The sequence below is a fragment of the Ochrobactrum teleogrylli genome (genome assembly GCF_037482325.1).
In the GTDB taxonomy this organism is placed as follows: domain Bacteria; phylum Pseudomonadota; class Alphaproteobacteria; order Rhizobiales; family Rhizobiaceae; genus Brucella; species Brucella teleogrylli.
The window spans coordinates 19,606-39,072 of sequence record NZ_JBBHKQ010000001.1 but is presented as its reverse complement, the minus strand read 5'-3'; the positions used below and the strand labels follow the sequence as shown (position 1 = coordinate 39,072).

Below are 19,467 nucleotides of genomic sequence, written 5' to 3'. Positions count from 1 at the left end.
AATTACCCTTGAATGAAATTTCCTTGCGCGCGGAGTCATGCATGCCGATCAAGGCCGATCTGGACGAAATCGATTGGAAAATCCTGCGGGAGCTCCAGAACAACGGGCGCATCACCAATGTCGAGCTGGCCGAACGGGTCGGCATTTCGGCACCTCCCTGCCTTCGCCGGGTCCGTAAACTCGAGGAAAGCGGCGTCATTCGGGGCTATCGCGCCATTCTCAACGGCAATGCGCTGGGTCAGGATCTGGTCGCATTCTGTTCGGTCGGTCTGCACCGTCAGGCTGATGCCGATCTGAAGGCTTTTGCGGAGAAAACCAAGCAGTGGCCGCTGGTACGCCGCGCATGGATGGTTTCGGGCGAGTCCGACTTCCTGCTTCATTGCGTTGCACGTGATCTGAACACGTTCCAGACCTTCGTGATCGAGGAACTAACCGCAGCACCAAATGTGGACTCCGTCCGCACCGCGCTGACCATTCGTCCGGTCAAGGACGAACCGCTGATGATTCTCTGAACACCACGGCCCTTAAAGCGCGTCGCGTTTATCCCACCCATACGACGCGCTTTATCTATTTGTTTCTACGCATGTCGGTACCGGAAAACTGGTTCCCACTTTTCCGCGACATGCTTTAGTGTCTGAATCAAAAATCGGCAGGCCGTGGCGAAAATGGTGATTTCGAGAACCGGAGCGCAGCGTACATTTGGGTAAGTGAGCACCGGAAGCGCAGAAATCGCCATTTGTAGACCGGCATGGCGACTTTTGGATCAGACACGCCCGGCGAATACGCGCTCATAGACACCGCTGATCGCAGCGGCTTCCTTTTCGAGCGGGAAATTGGCGCGCACATGCGCAAGAGCGGTTTCGCCGTCACGCTCGGCCATGGCCGGGTCTGCGAGATAAGGCTCAATGGCCTTGCGCAAGGCTTCGCCATCTCCGGCGGGCACGAAACCGCCGGTTTCGTCCACGATCATTTCAGCATAGGCCCCGGCATCGCTTGCCACTACAGCGGTCTTCGACGCCATGGCTTCCAGCGGCGTCAGCCCAAACCCCTCATTGCGCGACGGCGCAACATAAAGCGTCAAACGGCGATACCAGACCCGAATATCGGGAACTTCACCGAGAATGAGAATACGGTCCTGCAAACCGGCGGCGGCAATCTTCGCCTTGAGGCCATCCTCGAAGGATTGATGTTCCGCGGTGGTTCGTCCGGTGATGATCGCCGTCCATTCAGGATATTTCGGCAAAAGCGCAATCATCGCATCGACGAAGAGATCGGTGCCCTTGGAATGCCGCACGCGCCCGAAACAACCGACAGCATATTTGCCCGGAAGACCAGAGGCGGCAAACATGTCTTCCTCACCAACCGGGGGATGAAAGCGTTCCAGATCGACGCCATGCATGATGACTTCATGTGGCACTTCCAGAAAACTGCCCGAGCGCCCGCTGGTGGCGATGACCGCATTCATGCGGCGGATGAGCCATTTGGTGAAAGGCTTGTGGTTGCGCTGGGCAGCCGAGGTGAACACCAGCCGCAGCTTCATGCGCAAGACATCGCGCATGAAAATACCGGCAAGCATTTCGACATTACGCCGCGCATGCCAGATCCGGAAGCGGCGGTTTTTCGGTGCTGACCAGAAGGACAAAAGCGCGCCCCAGCCCAAATGCGGCAGGCTTTCCGGCAAACCCGGTCCCATTGTGGCAATGTTCAGCCCCTTCGCACGTTGCAAAGGAATGAGCTGCACAATCGTCGAGGTCACGCCGGAAAGGCGCTGCTTGAAGTTGGGAGCTACAACCTCGACACTCTCAACCGGAACCGGATTTGAATGGGGCACGGTGATCAGATGAACTTCAGTGTCACGATCTCGTAGGAACGCGAGCCGCCCGGTGCATTGACCTCGATCGTATCGCCTTCGGTCTTGCCAATCATGGCGCGCGCGATTGGCGACGAAATCGAAATGCGGCCTTCCTTCACGTCAGCTTCCTGGTCGCCAACGATCTGGTAGATTTTCTCGTCTTCGGTGTCTTCGTCGATCAGCGTGACCGTCGCGCCGAATTTGATTCGGTCGCCGCTCAGCTTGGTAACGTCGATCACTTCGGCACGCGCAACGACATCTTCCAGTTCGTTGATGCGGCCTTCGTTGAGGCTCTGGGCTTCCTTGGCCGCGTGATATTCGGCGTTTTCCGACAGATCGCCATGGGCACGCGCTTCGGCGATAGCCTCGATGATCCGAGGACGCTCGTTTTGCTGACGCCAGCGGAGCTCTTCCTTGAGCTTTTCGAAACCGCGAGGGGTCATAGGGAACTTTTCCATACCCAGTCCTTTCCTTCGCCCGGCGCCCGTCTCTTCCCAAGAACTGAACGCGCCGGCAGTTTGGTTGCCCGCCGCACCCTGCCTGCACAACCGCGCTGCAAGGTGCCCTTCCGGGAGCTGCAACACCCCCCGATACACAAAAAGAAAACGGTCACCGAAACACCCGTTTCGGAACCGTTCAAACGACTAATTCGCCGAACTATAGCATTTCTGGCGATCTTTTCACGCGGAAAAAATCGAACCCTGTCAAATCTCCAGACAAGAAGCCAGCTTAAGGCCGCATCTGCAGCATTGTCGCAGAATACAGACGCCGCTTGCCGCGAGGCCCGGCTAATGCCTATAGGACAAACAATTTCCGGCGATCCTATGGGGCCGGACCTTCTTCTTCGCAATCCGAGGCCATGATGACGCGCACGCAAGCCAATATTGTCCTGCTTCTGGCTGGCGTGATCTGGGGCATGGGCTTCGTCGCCCAATCGACCGCCATGGCCAGCATCGGCCCGTTCCTGTTCATCGGCGTCCGTTCCGGCATTGCAGCCCTCACCGTGCTGCCCTGGGCACTTGCCGAAGGCCGCCGCTCGTCGGCCCGTCTGAAACCTTCCGACTATCGTTCCTTCATGCTGGTGGGCGCCGTGCTTTTCACCGGCCTGCTGCTGCAACAGATTGGCCTCATCACCACCTCGGTCACCAATGCCGGTTTTCTGACTGGCCTTTATGTCGTGATGGTGCCGGTTCTGGGGGTGTTGCTGTTCCGCACATGGCCGCACCCGGTTGTCTGGCCCTGCGCCGTCATCTGTCTGGCGGGGATTTTCCTGCTGTCGGGCGGTGAACTGACCGCGCTCAAGACCGGCGACTGGCTGGTCATCTGCGGAGCAATTTTCTGGGCCATGCAAGTGCTGCTGATTGGTCGCGCCAACCGCGCCGGACGCCCGATCATGCTGAGCTGCGTTCAGTTTGCCACCGCAGCCATTATCGGTCTGGCTGGCGCATCGCTGCTCGAAGGCTTCAACTGGAACGCCATCGCCCTGACATGGAAGGAAATCCTGTTCACCGGCGTGATGTCGTCCGGCATTGCCTTCACCCTGCAAGCCATCGGCCAGCGTTATACGACCTCGGCGCAGGCTGCGATCTTCCTGTCTTCGGAAGCGCTGTTTGCGGCGTTGTTCGGCGCGATCTTCCTCGGCGACCGGCTGACCTTCATCGGCTTCATCGGCTGCGGCATGCTCTTTGCGGCCATGCTGGCCGTCGAACTTGTCCCGATGTTCTGGAACCGCAAGGCGGAACCGGTCCCGGCAGTGGAACCGGCAGAATAACCATCAAGCCTTGAAAATCAGCGCCGCGCCGCCTGCGATGAAGGCAAAGCCCAGCAGGTGGTGCCAGGTGAAGGCTTCCTTCAGATAGAACACCGAGAACAGGCTGAAGATCACCAGCGTGATGACTTCCTGTATCGTCTTGAGCTGGGCCGCCGAATAAACTTCGTGCCCGATACGGTTGGCTGGAACCGCGAGGCAATATTCGATCAGCGCGATACCCCAGCTGATGAAAATCACCGCGACCAGCGGCGTGTTGGTGAATTTCAGATGGCCGTACCAGGCAAAGGTCATGAAAATATTCGAGCCGACCAGAAGCAGGATCGGCAGGATGCTTGGCGAAATCAGTGCTGACATGGGTGAAACTTTTGGGACCGGGAGGATGGTCTGATGCGCGGTTTGGCCCTGAACCACGGCGGTAAGCGATAGAACATTTCCGACAAAAGTGGGAAGCGATTTTACATGGCGCAGTGCAAAAAACAGCCGTGCCGTCAGTCAAAAGATAGAGAGCATCACAAGCTCGCCCTTTCGTTGCCCTGATTGCGCCACAGCGCTTAACAGAGGCACTGACTCTTCCTTTACGCTTCTCTCATAGGATACAGGAAACACCGCCCCACAAGCAGAAGGCAAGGACATGAGTTTTGCGTTGTCCGCCACAACAGATCACGATCATGCGCGTTCGCGATTGCGCCGTCTTGGTCCGGCGGCGTCCGTGCTCCTGCTGATACTGGCCGCTGGCTGTTCCGGCGACCGCCCGCCGCGCCCGCAAGCCGATGTGGGAAACTCGGATATCATGGTGCCAAGCACCGACGTGGCCGGCGCTCCGATGCCATCCGCTCCCTTGGCCGATGCACCGATGCAAGCCGCGCCGGTAATGAGTTCGCCGATACCCGAGCCTCCCATGACGCATACGCCGCAGCAAGACCGTGTTGTGGGGCTGGCCGAGGAAGAAGAAACCCACACCGCGCAGCCAGCACCACAAAGCGAGCCGCAATATGCAGGCGATTACGGCTTTGCTACGCCGGTTCAGAACCCGGTTACGGCGGCTGAAAACATCTACACCATGTCGAATTCCGAAGCGGCGTGCCGCACACGCCTTAAAAAACTCGGCGTCGTCTTCAAGGAAAAGCCGCCGATCTATCGCAGCGCATCCTGCAATATCGGCAATCCGATTGAGGTGTCGGGCTTCAACAGCGGCTCCATCGCCTTCAAACCGGCGGCAACGCTGAACTGTCAGGTGACGGAAGCCTTTGCGCGCTGGATCAAGGGCGATCTGCAACCGGCGGCGCGCCTGCGCTATCTGTCCGGCATCAACACGATCTATAATGCGGGCGGCTATTCCTGCCGCACGATGAATCATCGTCGCGGCGCGAAAATGTCGGAACATTCACGCGGCAACGCCATCGACGTGACGCGGATCAAGCTGAACAACGGCAAGGATATTTCGGTGCGCAGACCCGGTTTCTTCGCTTTCCGCGAAAAAGGCCTGCTCAACAGCGTTCGTTCCGACGCCTGCGATTATTTCACCACGGTGCTTGGGCCGGGCTATAATCCTGAACATGCAGATCACTTTCACTTCGACCTGATGCAGCGTCGAAGCGGCTATCGCGCCTGCAAATAAAGCCCGGTCGAAACCGGGCTTTTCTGCGATGTAGATGGAGAGCGGCTATTCTTCCGGGACCGGAGACGGCTTGCCGTCCTTGTCCAGCGCCACCATGACGAATTCGCCATGCGTCACCAGTTCCATGCGCTGCTGGGATGCGCGCTGCGCCCAGGCTTCGACGCGCAAGGTGATCGAAGTGCGGCCCACCTTGGTGATTTCCGTATAGACGCACAAAACGTCGCCGATCTTGACCGGCTTGGCAAAGGACATCTCACGCACGGCTGCGGTGACGACGCGGCCACGGGCGCGTTCTTCCGCACGAATGCCGGAGGCCGAGTCCATCTGTGACATGACCCAGCCGCCAAAAATATCGAATGCCGAATTGGCGTCCTTCGGCATGGCCGGAACGCGCAAGGTCAGTTCGCCTTTGGGCTTATCTGCAACGCTCATCAATCAATCCTTTAAACACAAATGATTCTGCCGGAGTATGGGACAAACCAATCCTGAAAAACATGCGGCATCGCAACCTGCATTTATCGGGCGCGACTTCCTGACAACCTTCTGTCAGGAGCCACCTGCCAGGATCCGGCAACAGGGCGGATTTTGCCGCCGTGCTCTTTTCATTTGCATGTCGAAATTCCATATTAGCGACATGGCTTCCTCCAAAGACAAATACACACAGGATTCGCACGATACGGCTGACGGCTTCAGCGAAATGCCGCAGGCCGAGCTTTCTGGCGCGCCGTTGACCGGCTCCATCGCCGACTGGGCGAAGGAAATCGGCGACGAAGCGGCAAAGCCTGCTGCCAAAGCATCGAAATCCGCCAAGACGCCGAAGAAAATTCCCGAACGCAGCAAGGAAGCGACGCGCAGCGGTCGTGGCACCTCGATGGGCGGCGCAGCTTCCGCCAAGGAGCGCGCAGCCGCAGGGCTCAATCCTGTGGCCGGGCTTGATATCAGTCTTGAAGATGCCGCCGGGCTCAATGCGTCGGGTGCCACTGCCACCGTGCAGGCGCTGTCCGATCTGATCGAATCTGGCAATCCGCTGTTCAAAAACGGCCAGCTCTGGACACCGCACCGCCCTGCCCGCCCGGAAAAATCCGAAGGCGGCATTTCCATCGAGATGGAGACGCCATTCGAACCGTCCGGCGACCAGCCGACGGCGATTCGTGATCTTGTCGAAGGGCTGACCAATGACGACCGCACACAGGTGCTGCTCGGCGTCACCGGCTCCGGCAAAACCTTCACCATGGCCAAGGTCATTCAGGAGACCCAGCGCCCGGCGCTGATCCTCGCGCCCAACAAGACGCTGGCGGCCCAGCTTTACGGCGAGTTCAAGAGCTTCTTCCCGAACAATGCGGTCGAGTATTTCGTATCCTATTACGATTATTATCAGCCGGAAGCCTATGTGCCGCGCTCAGACACCTATATCGAGAAGGAATCCTCGATCAACGAGCAGATCGACCGTATGCGCCACTCGGCCACGCGCGCGCTGCTTGAGCGCGACGACGTGATCATCGTCGCTTCGGTCTCGTGCATCTATGGTATCGGTTCGGTCGAAACCTATACGGCCATGACCTTCGAAATGAAGATCGGCGACCGGCTCGACCAGCGGCAACTGCTCGCCGATCTCGTGGCGCAGCAATATAAGCGGCAGGACATCAATTTCGTGCGCGGCTCGTTCCGCGTGCGTGGCGACACGATCGAACTTTTCCCGGCCCACTTGGAAGACCGGGCCTGGCGCATTTCGCTGTTCGGCGACGAGATTGAAACCATCACCGAATTCGACCCGCTCACCGGCCAGAAGACCGGCGATCTGAAATCGGTCAAGATCTACGCAAATTCGCACTATGTCACGCCGCGACCGACGCTCAATCAGGCCATCAAGTCGATCAAGGACGAGCTGAAGCATCGCCTTGTCGAATTGAACAATGCCGGGCGTCTGCTGGAAGCGCAGCGTCTGGAACAGCGCACGACTTTCGATCTAGAAATGCTGGAAGCCACCGGCTCCTGCGCGGGCATCGAAAACTATTCGCGCTATCTGACGGGTCGCAATCCCGGCGAACCGCCGCCGACCCTGTTTGAATATATCCCGGACAACGCGCTGGTTTTCATCGATGAAAGCCATGTCACCGTCCCGCAGATCGGCGGTATGTATCGCGGCGACTTCCGCCGTAAGGCGACGCTGGCCGAATATGGCTTCCGCCTGCCGTCCTGCATGGATAACCGCCCGCTCCGCTTCGAGGAATGGGACGCGATGCGTCCGCAGACTATTGCCGTTTCGGCAACGCCGGGCAGCTGGGAAATGGAAGAAGCGGGTGGCGTTTTTGCCGAACAGGTCATTCGCCCGACCGGCCTGATCGACCCGCCCGTGGAAATCCGCCCTGCCAAGACGCAGGTGGACGACGTGCTTGGCGAAATCCGTGACACGGCAAAGAAGGGCTACCGCACGCTGGTCACGGTGCTGACCAAGCGCATGGCGGAAGACCTGACCGAATATCTGCACGAACAGGGCGTACGGGTGCGCTACATGCACTCGGATATCGACACGCTGGAGCGTATCGAGATCATCCGCGATCTGCGTCTTGGCGCATTTGACGTGCTGGTGGGCATCAACCTGCTGCGCGAAGGTCTCGACATTCCCGAATGCGGCTTCGTTGCCATTCTCGACGCCGACAAGGAAGGTTTTTTGCGGTCTGAAACCTCACTGGTTCAGACCATCGGTCGCGCCGCGCGTAATGTCGACGGCAAGGTTATCCTTTACGCCGACAACATTACCGGCTCGATGCAGCGTGCCATGGATGAAACCAGCCGTCGCCGTGAGAAGCAGATTGCCTACAACGAAGAGCACGGCATCACACCGGCCTCGGTGAAGAAAAACATTTCGGATATTCTGAACTCGGTCTACGAACGCGACCATGTCCGCGCCGATATTTCGGGTTTTGCCGAAGAAGGCGGCATGATGGGCAACAATCTGCAAGCCCATCTGGAATATCTGGAAAAGCAGATGCGCGATGCCGCTGCCGATCTGGATTTCGAAAAGGCCGCGCGTCTGCGCGACGAAATCAAGCGCCTGCGCGAGACGGAACTCGCCATTGCCGACGATCCGATGGCGCGGGAGGTGGAACTGGAAAGCCCGGTCACCGGGCGCACAAAGGGCCGCCACAATGCCGGGCGCAAGGTGCATAGAACGGTTGATGACACCAGCGGAAAGTCTCTGTTCCAGAAGCCGTCGCTGGACAATATGGGACCGGGCACGGACATGGCGAAGCCACGCCACGATGGCCCGCTGCCCGCAGCGCCGGACACGAAATTCCGCAAGAACTCGCTGGATGAAATGACGGTGAAGCGGACGGAAGTGCCCGCCGGTGGAGAGGCCCCGGTCCGCCGCGAACGCGCCGGTATCGGCTCTTACGAAGACCCGGTGGACGTCGCCCGCAAGAAGCGGCGGCCCGGCAAGACCGGTCGTCCGGGAAGATAAAAATGCGGCTCCACCCGGAGCCGCATTTATTTTGCCATCAATATTCCTGCGCGGTTGGACGATACAGGATTTCGTTGACGTCAACATTGTCCGGCTGGCTCATCGCGAAAGCCACCATGGACGCGAAAGACTCCGCCGGAATAGCAACATTGTTATAAAGCGCCTTCACGCGCTCGGCCTGCTGCGGGTCTGTGACGCTGTTGGGAAGCTCCGTCGCCACCGCGCCCGGCGATATCACCGTCGTGCGGATGTTGTACGGTTTCACTTCCTGACGCAATCCTTCCGAAATGACCCGCACCGCATGTTTGGTTGCCGAATAGACGGCCCCGCCCGGTCCCACCTTATGTCCCGCCACCGACGAGACATTGATAATGTGACCGCTCTTCTGGTCGCGCATATGCGGCAAGGCGGCGGCGATGCCATAAAGCACGCCCTTGATATTGACGTCGATCATGCGATCCCAGTCATCCACCTTGCCCATTTCGAGCATCGAATGCGGCATCAGCCCGGCATTGTTGATCAGCACATCGACACGACCATGCAGCTTCACTGCCTGATCGACCAGATGCTGAACCTGAAGGCGGTCGGTCACGTCCGTTCGCAGAACCGCGCCTTCGGCCAGTTTCAGTTCACCGGCCAGCGCCTTTAGCCGATCGAGACGGCGCGCGCCGAGCACAAGCTTGGCCCCGCCTTCGGCCAGCCGCCGCGCAGCCGCTTCACCGAGACCGCTGCTTGCGCCAGTGATAACGACGACCTTGTCCTGAATTCCCTGCATGGTCCTGTCTCCTGTTGAACGGGGCTACCGGTCGACACGCTGTTGCAAATGCGCCGGATAGCGGTCGCCCTGCACAGTGATGTCGGCAAGCGCGGCTTCTATGCGGTTCAGATCCTCGGCACTCAGTTCGACGGTGGTGGCACCGATGTTTTCTTCCAGACGATGCAGCTTCGTCGTACCGGGAATGGGCACGATCCATGGCTTCTGCGCCAGCAACCACGCAATCGCGATCTGGGCACGGGTAACACCCTTGGCTTCTGCGATCTGGCCAAGCATATCGACCAGCGCCTGATTGGCATCACGGGCTTCGGTCGAAAAGCGCGGCACGACATTGCGGAAATCATTGGCCGCAAAGCTCGTCTTGCTGTCGATGGTTCCGGTCAGAAAGCCTCTGCCCAGCGGGCTGAACGGGACAAAGCCGATGCCCAGCTCTTCCAGAACCGGCAGGATTTGCTGTTCCGGCTCACGCCACCACAGCGAATATTCGCTTTGCAACGCCGTGACCGGCTGCACGGCATGGGCGCGCCGGATGGTTTGCGGACCAGCTTCCGAAAGGCCGAAATGCTTGACCTTCCCTTCCTGGATCAGATCGCGCACCGTTCCGGCCACGTCCTCGATGGGCGTCGCCGGATCAACGCGATGCTGATAGAACAGGTCGATCACATCCGTCTTCAGCCGCTTCAGCGATGCTTCAGCAACCGCACGAATATGTTCGGGACGGCTATTCACCCCATTCTGACCACCCTTGTCGTCGAATTCGAAACCGAACTTGGTGGCGATCACCACCCGGTCGCGAATCGGCGCCAGCGCTTCGCCCAGAACTTCCTCATTCACATAGGGTCCATAGACTTCCGCTGTATCGAAGAACGTGATGCCCTTGTCGAATGCAGCTCTCAGCAGCCCGACCGCCTGTGCCTTTTCCATGGCCGGACCATAGGCGAAACTAAGGCCCATGCAGCCGAGACCGATGGCTGAAACCTCAAGGCCGCTACAGCCCAATATTCTCTTCTTCATGGTCAATATCCTTATGCGTGATAATCTTCGTCGCTGACATGTTCCAGCCAGTCCACCACCTTGCCGTCGAGCGCTTCCGCTATAGCAATATGGGTCATGGCCGTGGTGGCCGTCGCGCCGTGCCAATGCCGTTCGCCCGGCTCGAACCAGACGATATCGCCGGGGCGGATTTCCTCGACAGGGCCGCCCTCGCGCTGCGCCCAGCCAAGCCCTGCGGTCACGATCACCGTCTGGCCCAGCGGATGCGTGTGCCACGCCGTGCGTGCGCCCGGCTCGAATGACACGGTAGCGCCGCCAACACGCGCCGGTGCCGTCGTGCTGAACGGCATGTCGAGCCGGACCGTACCGGTGAAATAATCGGCGGAACCCTTGGTCGAAGGCTGAGACCCGATGCGCTTGATCTGCATGATGTGTTTCCTTTCTTTCCCCGCCTGAAATCGCGGCAAACTTAAAAACTTCTGCTGCCGATGATTAGACACTATAATCGGCATGAACTCATGAAGTGGATTCATCAATGCGGCGCGACAATATTCACGATCTGCTAGCTTTTCTGGCCATTGCCCGCGAGGGCAGTTTCACCCGCGCGGCGGCAAAACTTGGCGTTTCCCAATCAGCGCTCAGCCACACAATGCGCGGGCTGGAGGAACGGCTCGGCCTGCGTCTTCTCACCCGCACCACGCGCAGCGTCTCCCCGACCGAGGCTGGCGAAAGGCTGTTGCGCACCATCGGGCCCCGTTTCGAAGAGATCGAAACCGAACTCGACGCCCTGAGCGAATTGCGCGACAAGCCTGCCGGAACCATTCGCATCACCACTCCCGAACATGCGGCGCAGTCCATCCTGTGGCCCGCTCTGGAACGACTTCTGCCGGACTATCCCGATATCCACGTCGAAGTGGCCGTCGATTCCGGGCTGCGCGACATCGTAGCCGATCGTTATGACGCCGGTATTCGCCTTGGCGAGCAGATCGCACAGGACATGATCGCCGTGCCCATCGGCCCTGACGTGCGCATGGCCGTGGTCGGCGCGCCGTCCTATTTCAAACGTCATCCGGTGCCCCGCACCCCGCAGGAACTGACCGCGCATCGTTGCATCAATCTGCGCCTGCTCACCTATGGCGGGCTTTATGCCTGGGAATTCGAAAAGAACGGGCGAGAGCTGAAGGTGCGCGTCGAAGGCCAGCTCATTCTCAATTCCCCGACCATGATCGTCGAAGCTGCGAAAGCCGGTTTCGGCCTCGCCAGCTTGCCGGAATACTATATGCGGGACGGTTTTGCCGATGGCACGCTGGTGCGCGTGCTGGAAGACTGGTGCCCGCCCTTTCCGGGCTTTCATCTCTATTACCCCAGCCGGAGACAATCTTCCCCGGCCTTCGCGCTTCTGGTCGACGCCTTGCGATATAGAGAGGCGGAGCCGCGTGAACGCTGATCCGCCTCGCCGTTCACCTAGCAGCGACCGCCACCCGTGACGCGGAAACCGGCGCGTTCCGCTTCGCAGCGATTGGAGAAGCTGCGCCGTTCACTGCCGCGCCGCGCGCAAACCGGTGCATATTCCCGCGTGCATGCGCCCATGCCCGGTCGGACGCCGTGCTGCGGCGGACGAGCCGGACCGACGCCGGAGCCATTCCAGCCGGAACCCGGGCGACTGCTGCACTGACCATTCGACACCACGCGGAACCCTTCCGCCCGTGCTGAACACGCATTGCCGAATGTCCGCCGGACACCCCTGCTCTCGCCGCAAACCGGCGAATAGATCATTGGGCAGGCCTGCACATGGCCCGGATTACCGGGCCGGACCGGCGGCGGCCTGTGATCGGGACCACCTTCCGCAACACAACCGCTCAACAACAGAACACCGGCAATCAAGCCGGTCCACGACAAACCCCTCGACATGTTTCCTCCTCTCCAGAAACGTCTATCCGTCTTTTGTCCCCATCTAGAATGGAGCAGATGTTCCGAAGGGCAAGATTTAAATGGGAAGATTGGACGCCACGTATCGACAAGTCGCCAAGTTGCGTTACTCTGCAGTCAAGCTTTCGGCCCGAACAATCCGGGTCACAGCATGGGGCAAAAGCGAACAGAAAGACGACATGCGGCGTTTCGGAACTTTTCTGGCGGCATCGTTTCTGATCGTCCCGCTTTCACTCATTCCCGCCGAGGCAGAACCGGCACCGGCAAGCTTTAGCGAACCCAATCCGCGCATATCGGCGCCACCATTACCGCCGGAAAAGAAAGCGCCCACCGTTAACCGCATCTGCCAGTTGATCGAGACCAGTGCCTCCACGCATGGCATACCAAAAGATTTCTTCGCCCGCCTGATCTGGAAGGAAAGCCGGTTCGACCATCAGGCCGTCAGCCCGGTCGGCGCGCAAGGCATTGCACAGTTCATGCCCTATACGGCAAAGGAGCGCGGTCTGGCCGATCCGTTCGACATCGAGCAGGCAATTCCGGCCTCGGCCAGTTTCCTGTTCGACCTCAAAAAAGCCTTCGGCAATTGGGGTCTCGCCGCTGCGGCCTATAATGCCGGGCCGGGGCGTGTTTCCAGCTGGATGCGCTCGGGCGGTTTCCTTCCGCTCGAAACCGAGGACTATGTGCTGGATATTACCGGCGCACCCGCCGACGACTTCGCTTCCGGCAGGGAGGTGCAGAACCGTCCACTTGATTCGGGGCGTTCCTTTACGGAAGCCTGCCGCCGCCTGCCGATCATCCGCTCGGCGACGATACCCATGTCGCGCGTCAAGCCGAAGCCATGGGGAATACAGGTTGCGGGGAATTTCCGCCGCGGTGCGGCTGTCAATCAATGGAGCCGCCTGCGCAAGCAATTCGCCTCTGTACTGAGCGGCCATAGCCCGGTCATCAGCCGCATTCGCACCCCGATGGGGCGGCGCGGCATCTATGCGGTGCGGATCGGCGCCAACAGCCGGGCGGAAGCCGATGGTATTTGTAGCAAGTTGCGCGCAGCCGGCGGCGCATGCATTGTTTCGCGCAATCGCTAGGGCATCGATGAAAGTGACCATTTTTGCGCCCGCAAAGATGGGGCACTTTATTAAACGCACCAATTAATCCGGCTATTTAAACACGCGGCTTCTCTATAAGATCTCTTATATATCAAGGATAGGCTGTTCTATTTCGGTATACCGCTTCAGAAATTCTAGAAATAATCGGAAAAATAAACCCGCGTTCCGGTTCAAAGATAACAAAACATCGGGGGCGCAAAGAATTTGCTTGCCAAAATTCGCGTCATAGATCAGTCTCCATTCGTTCGGGCATTTAGCGAACAAATGGAAGACTGGAAGAACGGCGCGCCGGGGCCGCTATAAGTTCCGGGTCTGGGAATACCCAGACAATGATCGGTTCCTTCCCAATGTCGAGAACTGCCTGCATGACCCTCTGTCGGGTGTGTGGTGCGCTCGGCAGAAGACGTAATTCCATCGTTTTTGAAAGAAATGGTGGCGCCAAGGAAAAGGAACGGATCCAATGGCACAGACCGGACTGGTCAAATTCTTCAATAATGAAAAGGGCTTTGGTTTTATCAAGCCCGATGATGGTGGCGCGGATATCTTCGTGCACATCTCTGCTGTACAGGCTTCGGGCCTGACGGGCCTCGCAGACAATCAGAAGGTTTCCTACGAAACCGAACCGGATCGTCGCGGCAAGGGCCCGAAGGCCGTTAACATCACCGTTACCGGTTGATTGTTCTCAATACCAATTATGACCCCGGTTCACGCCGGGGTTTTTTATTGCCCAAGTTTCTCCAATGGAGTGTCGGCGGTCCGTAAGAGCGCATCCGGCAATTAACGAGCCAGGGCCTCCTCATAACCCGCCCGCGAATTGTTACAGACGCTGCGCGTATTTTACCGACGATTGAGAGCTCGGCGCCCTATTTCACCATTGTTCAGCCTCCATTCATGTCGAAAGAGTTAACCCATTATCCATGATTGGTGCTCCGTCTTTCGAGCGGTCTGCACCAGAGGAATTGCAGTCGAGCTTCTGAAGGAGCGAACAATGAACCGATTTGCGAAGACAACCATTCTGACCGTTGCATCTTTGGCAGCGATTGCTGCTCCTCTTGCTTCCGCTTCGGCAGATTCCTGGGGCCGCCGTCATCACCATGGCAGCGGCGATGCAGTTGCCGCCGGTGTGATCGGACTTGCAGCCGGTGCGCTGATCGGCAGCGCGCTGAGCCAGCCGCAGCCGACCTATGTGCAGCCGGAACCGATCTATGATGCGCCGCCTCCGCCACCTGCGTATTACCCAGCGCCACGTGCTTACTATCCGGCACCTCCACCGCGCCGCGTGACTTACTATCGTCCGCGGAATCTGGAGCCATGGACCGAGGGTTGGCAGGACTACTGCATGGAAACTTACCGCTCGTTCAATCCACGCAGCGGCACCTATCGCGGTTATGATGGTCGCGACCATTTCTGCACCGCCAACTAAAGCATACCTCCCGAAAGTGGGAACCGGTTTCGGGAGAAAGACATGCATAAAAACAAAAGCTTAAAGCGTGCCTCGTGAATATGATTGAACGCGATACGCTTTAAGTGCAAAATCGATAAGGAAAAAGCCGCCCAATGGGCGGCTTTTTTGTAACCTTTACGCCATTCCGATCAGGAACGGGTTGTTGCGGCGTTCTTCGCCGAACCGGCCACCGGGGCCGTGTCCGCAGATAAAGCCGATATCGTCGCCCAGCGGCAGAAGCTTCTCCCGGATCGACCGGATCAGCGCAGCATGGTCGCCGCCCGGCAGGTCGGTGCGTCCCACCGAACCGTTGAACAGCACATCGCCGACAATCGCAAAGCGGGCTTCCGGGCTGTAGAAGACGACGTGGCCTGGTGAATGACCGGGGCAATGAAACACGTCGAAGACATGTCCGGCGACGGTGACCTTGTCGCCCTCTTCCAGCCAGCGGTCCGGCGTGACGTTGCGCACACCGTCGACAATTCCGTATTTCAGGCCGGTCGCCACCAGATTATCGAGCAGAAACTGATCGTCCACATGCGGGCCGATAATCTCCACGCCGAGCTTTTCCTTCAGATCAGCCGCAGCGCCCGCATGATCGATATGACCATGGGTGATCCAGATGGCCCCGATCTCGATGTCCTGCGACTGGATCGCTTCCTCGATCTTCGGCAGATCACCACCCGGATCAATGACGACACCCTTCTTGGTCTCGCCGTCGAAAAGAATGGTGCAGTTTTGCTGAAACGGGGTAACGGGGACGATAATCGCCTGTAGCTGGCCCATGGTGGATACTCCATCGCATCTGTAGATCGGCGAAGATCGCATCAACCGCCGCCTGTGTTGCTCCACACATAATGGCCCCGGCCCGATACGGAAAGAGCTTAAAATCTCGCACCGCCCCAACAATCGTCGCGATCGCTGCGGATATTTCAACTCGCAATTAGAGCGCGTTTCGATCTGATTGGATCAGATCGGCGCTCTAAATGTTTGCTTTAACGCGCATCTTTTCTGATCGAAGCAGGATCAGAAATCAGTCCAGTGAACTGATTTCCCTGCGGAGGCGTTTCACACTTTTCGGGATGCGCTCTAAAAAACGGACGGCGCATAGCCGTCCGTTCTATCCCTCTCAAACAGTTCGTCTTGCCGGTGGCTCTGAAAACTGTGCCGTCTGCCCGGAGCGCTTGCCGGAAATTGGCGCGCGCTCCAAGTTGTTTATTTCAAGTGCATTCTTGCGCGACCCGATGTTTCCACCCGGTCAAATGCATTCCTCAGGCCTTGGCAGCCATTGCGTTTTTGATGAGCCCCACAACTGCAGTCAGAACGATACCGCCGATACCGCCGCCAGCGAGCTGGCCGACAACACCATTGAGAACCGAATCCAGACCACCGCCGGAGAGCATCGGAAGAAGCTGGCCGAGAATGACCCCGCCAATACCGCCAGCCACGGTGTTACCCGTTGTCCCAAGGCTGATGTTCTTGGCAGCGCCAGCAATATTGCCACCGACAGCGCCGGCAACCAGCTGGAGAATGATAGGCAATAGAGATTCCATAGTCGTCACCCCATCTCTGTTAGAGCGCTTTCCGACAAGAATGAACCGTTCGGAATATTTGCGCGCCTGATCAAAAATCAGAGCGTCGATTTGAGGTCATCAGATCTGAGGCCGCTCCAATACCGGAACAACGCGATTCCGGCACAAAGATGTTGAGCCGAAACTTTCCAATGTCAAACAGTAAGCAGTAAAGATACTAAAAAGCGGCCCGAAAGCCGCTCTTTTTCTGTTTAAAACCCAGTCACTCGGCCGCCTGGCGCTTTGGCTGCACTTCCGCTGTATAAGCATCCATCAAAACGGCAGTGATTTTACCAGGGGTGAACCGGTATTGGGCGATTTCCGAAACCGGCGTAACTTCGGCAGCCGTGCCGCACAGGAAGCATTCAGTGAAATCGGCCATTTCTTCGGGCATGATTGCGCGCTCGATGACTTCGATACCACGACGCTTTGCCAGATCGATAATAGTGCGACGGGTGATGCCGTCGAGGAAGCAATCCGGCTTTGGCGTATGCAGCGCACCGTCTTTGACGAAGAACACATTGGCGCCAGTCGCTTCCGCCACTTGGCCCCGCCAGTCGAACATTAGCGCATCGGCATAGCCCTTGGCTTCGGCTGCGTGTTTGGAGATCGTGCAGATCATGTAGAGGCCGGATGCCTTGGACTTCGACGGCGCGGTGCGCGGATCCGGGCGGCAATATTCAGCGATGTCGAGGCGAATGCCCTTCATCTTTTCTTCCGGCGAAAAATAGCTCGGCCATTCCCAGCAGGCGATTGCCACGTGAATACGGTTGTTCTGGGCCGAAACGCCGAGCGAATCCGAGCCGCGCCATGCAAACGGGCGCACATAGGCATCGACATAGCCCATCTTCTTGATCAGCGCCCGGCAGGCATCGTTGATTTCTTCAACGCTGTAAGGCAGCGTAAAACCGAGAAGCCGTGCCGATTCATGCAGACGCTCGGTATGCTCGTTCAGCTTGAAGATTTCGCCGCCATAGGCGCGCTCGCCCTCAAAAACCGTGCTTGCATAATGCAGGCCATGGGTGAGGACATGAATTTTCGCATCTTTCCAGTCGACGAATGCACCGTCCAGCCAGATATATCCGTCCCTTTGATCGAATGGAATCGCAGCCATTTTCTTGCTCCTAAATATTACACTTGCGGCGCTGTCTCAGGGCAGATTCTGCTCGGGCAAACGTCTCCGCATTCCCATTTTGTCGGTTAAATCGATATTACCGGCAAAACAGGCGCCTTTTTCCACGCGAATACTGGCCTTTTGGTGCGAAATGCTTAGAGGTTGAGCAAAGATTTTGCACAAAACCTTATCGGAGCACGCATGGACAAAAAATAATCCTCCCGACCAGCGGGATCATGCGGTTGCAGATTTCCTTTTCACGGCCTTGGCGGCAGTGATCGGAAACCCGGTCGCGTAATTATCTCTCCTCCAGCATGCGCCAGCGTAAACATTGTTCCAAAAAGCCAGCTCACGCTTATCGAAAATTATCTGGGCGGTTGAATTATGTCAATAATGCTGACATATTTATCGCAGCAGTACGGAGCCTCAATGTGAATTCGACGAACGACATGAATTATATAAGCAATCCGTTGACAGCCGAGGAGGCGGCCGATCTCAACGTCATCGAACTTTTGTTCTTTTCCTATCGCGACTTCACCGCCGATCCCGATCTCATTCTCGAAAAGATCAGCTTTGGCCGCGCCCATCACCGGGTGCTTTACTTCATCAATCGTAAGCCGGGCATGACGGTGGCTGAACTTCTCGAAGTTCTGCGCATCACCAAGCAGAGCCTGTCGCGTGTTCTCAAGCAGCTCATTGACACCGGCCATGTGGTTCAGGCGACCGGCCTGCACGACCGTCGCCACCGCAAGCTCTACCCCACGAAAAGCGGACGCCAGCTGACGCTTGCCCTCGCCTTGCCGCAGTCGCATCGCATTGCCCGCGCCCTTGAGGGATGCGCTCCGCAGGATCGCGCCATCATCGAGCGCTTTCTGTATAATATGGTCAATCCTGAACGCCGCACTCAGATCGACAGCTTTTCCAACTCAGAACCGTCTTGATAGGAATAGCCTTCGGGCTACCAAGTGTTACGACAGGTAGCAGTAAGTGCTTGTGTAAAAACATATACACAAACACAGCGAATGGACGCGCCACATTCCAGTCGATAATATGCGCCTCCGACGGCCCTGTGTCGTCAGCGAACAGAAACTGAATGGGATCGAAAGACGCCATGACCGTAGAAGAACAAAAAACACTCTCGGATGACGCCCCGCATCTGCTCGTTGTCGATGACGACACGCGAATTCGCAGCCTGCTTTCGCAGTATCTGACCAATAGCGGCTTCCGCGTCACCATTGCCGCAAGCGCTGCCGAAGCGCGCCGCAAGCTGGAAGGTATCGATTTCGACCTTCTGATTCTCGACGTGATGATGCCCGGCGAGACCGGCGTTTCTCTGACCCGCTCGCTGCGCGAACAAAAGAACGTGCCGATCCTGATGCTGACTGCGCTGTCGGAAACCGACAACCGCATTGATGGCCTTTCCGCGGGCGCAGACGATTATCTGCCAAAACCGTTCGATCCGCGCGAGCTGACGCTGCGCATCAACAATATTCTGCGCCGCGGCGCACCGCCTGCCCAGCCCAAGATCGAACAGATCGTGTTCGGGCCTTACACATTCTTCATTCCGCGCCGCGAATTGAAGAAGGGCACCGAAACCATCAAGCTCACGGATCGTGAGCAGGACATCATGGCGATCTTCGCGGAACGCGCGGGGGAAACCATTCCACGTCATGAACTGACCGGACAGGACGGCGATGTCGGCGAACGTACAATCGATGTTCAGATCAATCGTCTGCGCCGCAAGATCGAGCAGGACCCGGCTAACCCGGTCTGGCTCCAGACTGTGCGTGGCATCGGCTACAAGCTCAGCATCGAATAGTTGTGATTTGAC

At 58.0% G+C, this 19,467-nt stretch carries 21 protein-coding genes; 10 read left to right on the top strand and 11 right to left on the bottom strand.

The genetic code is table 11. The features are described from left to right. Positions 1–41 precede the first annotated feature (41 nt). Complete coding sequence (locus WIX40_RS00210; protein WP_095447076.1) at positions 42–512, top strand: Lrp/AsnC family transcriptional regulator; 471 nt, start codon at positions 42–44, stop codon at positions 510–512. Positions 513–763: 251 nt separating this feature from the next. Here WIX40_RS00210 and WIX40_RS00205 read toward each other — a convergent pair whose 3' ends face one another. Next, positions 764–1,831, bottom strand: a complete 1,068-nt coding sequence (locus WIX40_RS00205; RefSeq protein ID WP_339437855.1) for a glycosyltransferase family 4 protein — start codon at positions 1,829–1,831, stop codon at positions 764–766. A 5-nt stretch (positions 1,832–1,836) separates the two neighbouring features. After that, on the bottom strand, positions 1,837–2,310 hold the full coding sequence (gene greA, locus WIX40_RS00200; protein WP_109369473.1) for a transcription elongation factor GreA: 474 nt from the start codon (positions 2,308–2,310) through the stop codon (positions 1,837–1,839). Between the two features lie 404 nt (positions 2,311–2,714). Here greA and WIX40_RS00195 point away from each other — a divergent pair, with 404 nt between their 5' ends. Beyond that, the gene (locus tag WIX40_RS00195) at positions 2,715–3,623 is read left to right on the top strand and encodes a DMT family transporter (RefSeq protein WP_339440896.1); all 909 of its coding nucleotides are present in this window, start codon (positions 2,715–2,717) and stop codon (positions 3,621–3,623) included. A gap of 3 nt (positions 3,624–3,626) precedes the next feature. Here WIX40_RS00195 and WIX40_RS00190 read toward each other — a convergent pair whose 3' ends face one another. Continuing rightward, entirely contained in the window at positions 3,627–3,977 is a 351-nt protein-coding gene (locus tag WIX40_RS00190; protein WP_109370271.1) for a DMT family protein, read from the bottom strand. A 277-nt stretch (positions 3,978–4,254) separates the two neighbouring features. Here WIX40_RS00190 and WIX40_RS00185 point away from each other — a divergent pair, with 277 nt between their 5' ends. Then, positions 4,255–5,241: an extensin-like domain-containing protein gene (locus tag WIX40_RS00185; RefSeq protein ID WP_121536480.1), complete on the top strand. Its 987-nt coding sequence runs from the start codon at positions 4,255–4,257 to the stop codon at positions 5,239–5,241. A gap of 45 nt (positions 5,242–5,286) precedes the next feature. Here WIX40_RS00185 and WIX40_RS00180 read toward each other — a convergent pair whose 3' ends face one another. Next, a complete protein-coding gene (locus tag WIX40_RS00180; RefSeq protein WP_109369476.1) occupies positions 5,287–5,673 on the bottom strand; it encodes an acyl-CoA thioesterase in 387 nt (128 codons plus the stop codon). A 202-nt stretch (positions 5,674–5,875) separates the two neighbouring features. Here WIX40_RS00180 and uvrB point away from each other — a divergent pair, with 202 nt between their 5' ends. After that, positions 5,876–8,704: an excinuclease ABC subunit UvrB gene (gene uvrB, locus WIX40_RS00175; RefSeq protein ID WP_140024211.1), complete on the top strand. Its 2,829-nt coding sequence runs from the start codon at positions 5,876–5,878 to the stop codon at positions 8,702–8,704. A 37-nt stretch (positions 8,705–8,741) separates the two neighbouring features. On the opposite strand, the gene WIX40_RS00170 is transcribed toward uvrB, so the two are convergent. From WIX40_RS00170 to WIX40_RS00160, 3 genes are read right to left on the bottom strand one after another with little or no spacing between them, the layout of a single operon-like run. Next, entirely contained in the window at positions 8,742–9,479 is a 738-nt protein-coding gene (locus WIX40_RS00170) for an SDR family oxidoreductase (protein ID WP_171318536.1), read from the bottom strand. 24 nt (positions 9,480–9,503) lie between these two features. Further along, positions 9,504–10,493 carry an aldo/keto reductase gene (locus WIX40_RS00165; RefSeq protein WP_339437854.1) on the bottom strand — a complete coding sequence of 330 codons (990 nt, stop codon included), beginning with the start codon at positions 10,491–10,493 and terminating at the stop codon, positions 9,504–9,506. Positions 10,494–10,504: 11 nt separating this feature from the next. Next, entirely contained in the window at positions 10,505–10,900 is a 396-nt protein-coding gene (locus tag WIX40_RS00160; RefSeq protein WP_109369479.1) for a (R)-mandelonitrile lyase, read from the bottom strand. Between the two features lie 107 nt (positions 10,901–11,007). On the opposite strand from WIX40_RS00160, the gene WIX40_RS00155 reads away from it, so the two are divergent. Next, a complete protein-coding gene (locus tag WIX40_RS00155) occupies positions 11,008–11,919 on the top strand; it encodes a LysR family transcriptional regulator (RefSeq protein WP_140024215.1) in 912 nt (303 codons plus the stop codon). Positions 11,920–11,936: 17 nt separating this feature from the next. On the opposite strand, the gene WIX40_RS00150 is transcribed toward WIX40_RS00155, so the two are convergent. Continuing rightward, on the bottom strand, positions 11,937–12,383 hold the full coding sequence (locus tag WIX40_RS00150) for a Kazal-type serine protease inhibitor family protein (protein WP_339437853.1): 447 nt from the start codon (positions 12,381–12,383) through the stop codon (positions 11,937–11,939). Between the two features lie 197 nt (positions 12,384–12,580). On the opposite strand from WIX40_RS00150, the gene WIX40_RS00145 reads away from it, so the two are divergent. From WIX40_RS00145 to WIX40_RS00135, 3 genes are all read left to right on the top strand, one after another. Beyond that, positions 12,581–13,486, top strand: a complete 906-nt coding sequence (locus tag WIX40_RS00145) for a lytic transglycosylase domain-containing protein (RefSeq protein WP_235858887.1) — start codon at positions 12,581–12,583, stop codon at positions 13,484–13,486. Positions 13,487–13,967: 481 nt separating this feature from the next. Then, positions 13,968–14,183, top strand: coding sequence for a cold-shock protein (locus WIX40_RS00140; RefSeq protein WP_109369482.1), 216 nt, complete (start codon positions 13,968–13,970; stop codon positions 14,181–14,183). Between the two features lie 312 nt (positions 14,184–14,495). Then, positions 14,496–14,930: a BA14K family protein gene (locus WIX40_RS00135; protein ID WP_109369483.1), complete on the top strand. Its 435-nt coding sequence runs from the start codon at positions 14,496–14,498 to the stop codon at positions 14,928–14,930. A gap of 156 nt (positions 14,931–15,086) precedes the next feature. Here the strand turns inward: WIX40_RS00135 and WIX40_RS00130 are convergent, their stop codons facing one another. The 3 genes from WIX40_RS00130 to WIX40_RS00120 all read right to left on the bottom strand — a co-directional run bounded on the left by WIX40_RS00130 (position 15,087) and on the right by WIX40_RS00120 (position 17,636). Beyond that, positions 15,087–15,737: an MBL fold metallo-hydrolase gene (locus WIX40_RS00130; protein ID WP_339440895.1), complete on the bottom strand. Its 651-nt coding sequence runs from the start codon at positions 15,735–15,737 to the stop codon at positions 15,087–15,089. Positions 15,738–16,222: 485 nt separating this feature from the next. Continuing rightward, entirely contained in the window at positions 16,223–16,504 is a 282-nt protein-coding gene (locus tag WIX40_RS00125) for a hypothetical protein (RefSeq protein WP_109369485.1), read from the bottom strand. A gap of 241 nt (positions 16,505–16,745) precedes the next feature. Next, positions 16,746–17,636, bottom strand: a complete 891-nt coding sequence (locus WIX40_RS00120; protein ID WP_339437852.1) for a branched-chain amino acid aminotransferase — start codon at positions 17,634–17,636, stop codon at positions 16,746–16,748. A 431-nt stretch (positions 17,637–18,067) separates the two neighbouring features. Between WIX40_RS00120 and WIX40_RS00115 the strand changes: the two genes are divergently transcribed. Continuing rightward, positions 18,068–18,577: a MarR family winged helix-turn-helix transcriptional regulator gene (locus WIX40_RS00115; protein WP_339437851.1), complete on the top strand. Its 510-nt coding sequence runs from the start codon at positions 18,068–18,070 to the stop codon at positions 18,575–18,577. 170 nt (positions 18,578–18,747) lie between these two features. Then, the gene (locus tag WIX40_RS00110; RefSeq protein WP_339437850.1) at positions 18,748–19,455 is read left to right on the top strand and encodes a response regulator; all 708 of its coding nucleotides are present in this window, start codon (positions 18,748–18,750) and stop codon (positions 19,453–19,455) included. Positions 19,456–19,467: the final 12 nt, after the last annotated feature.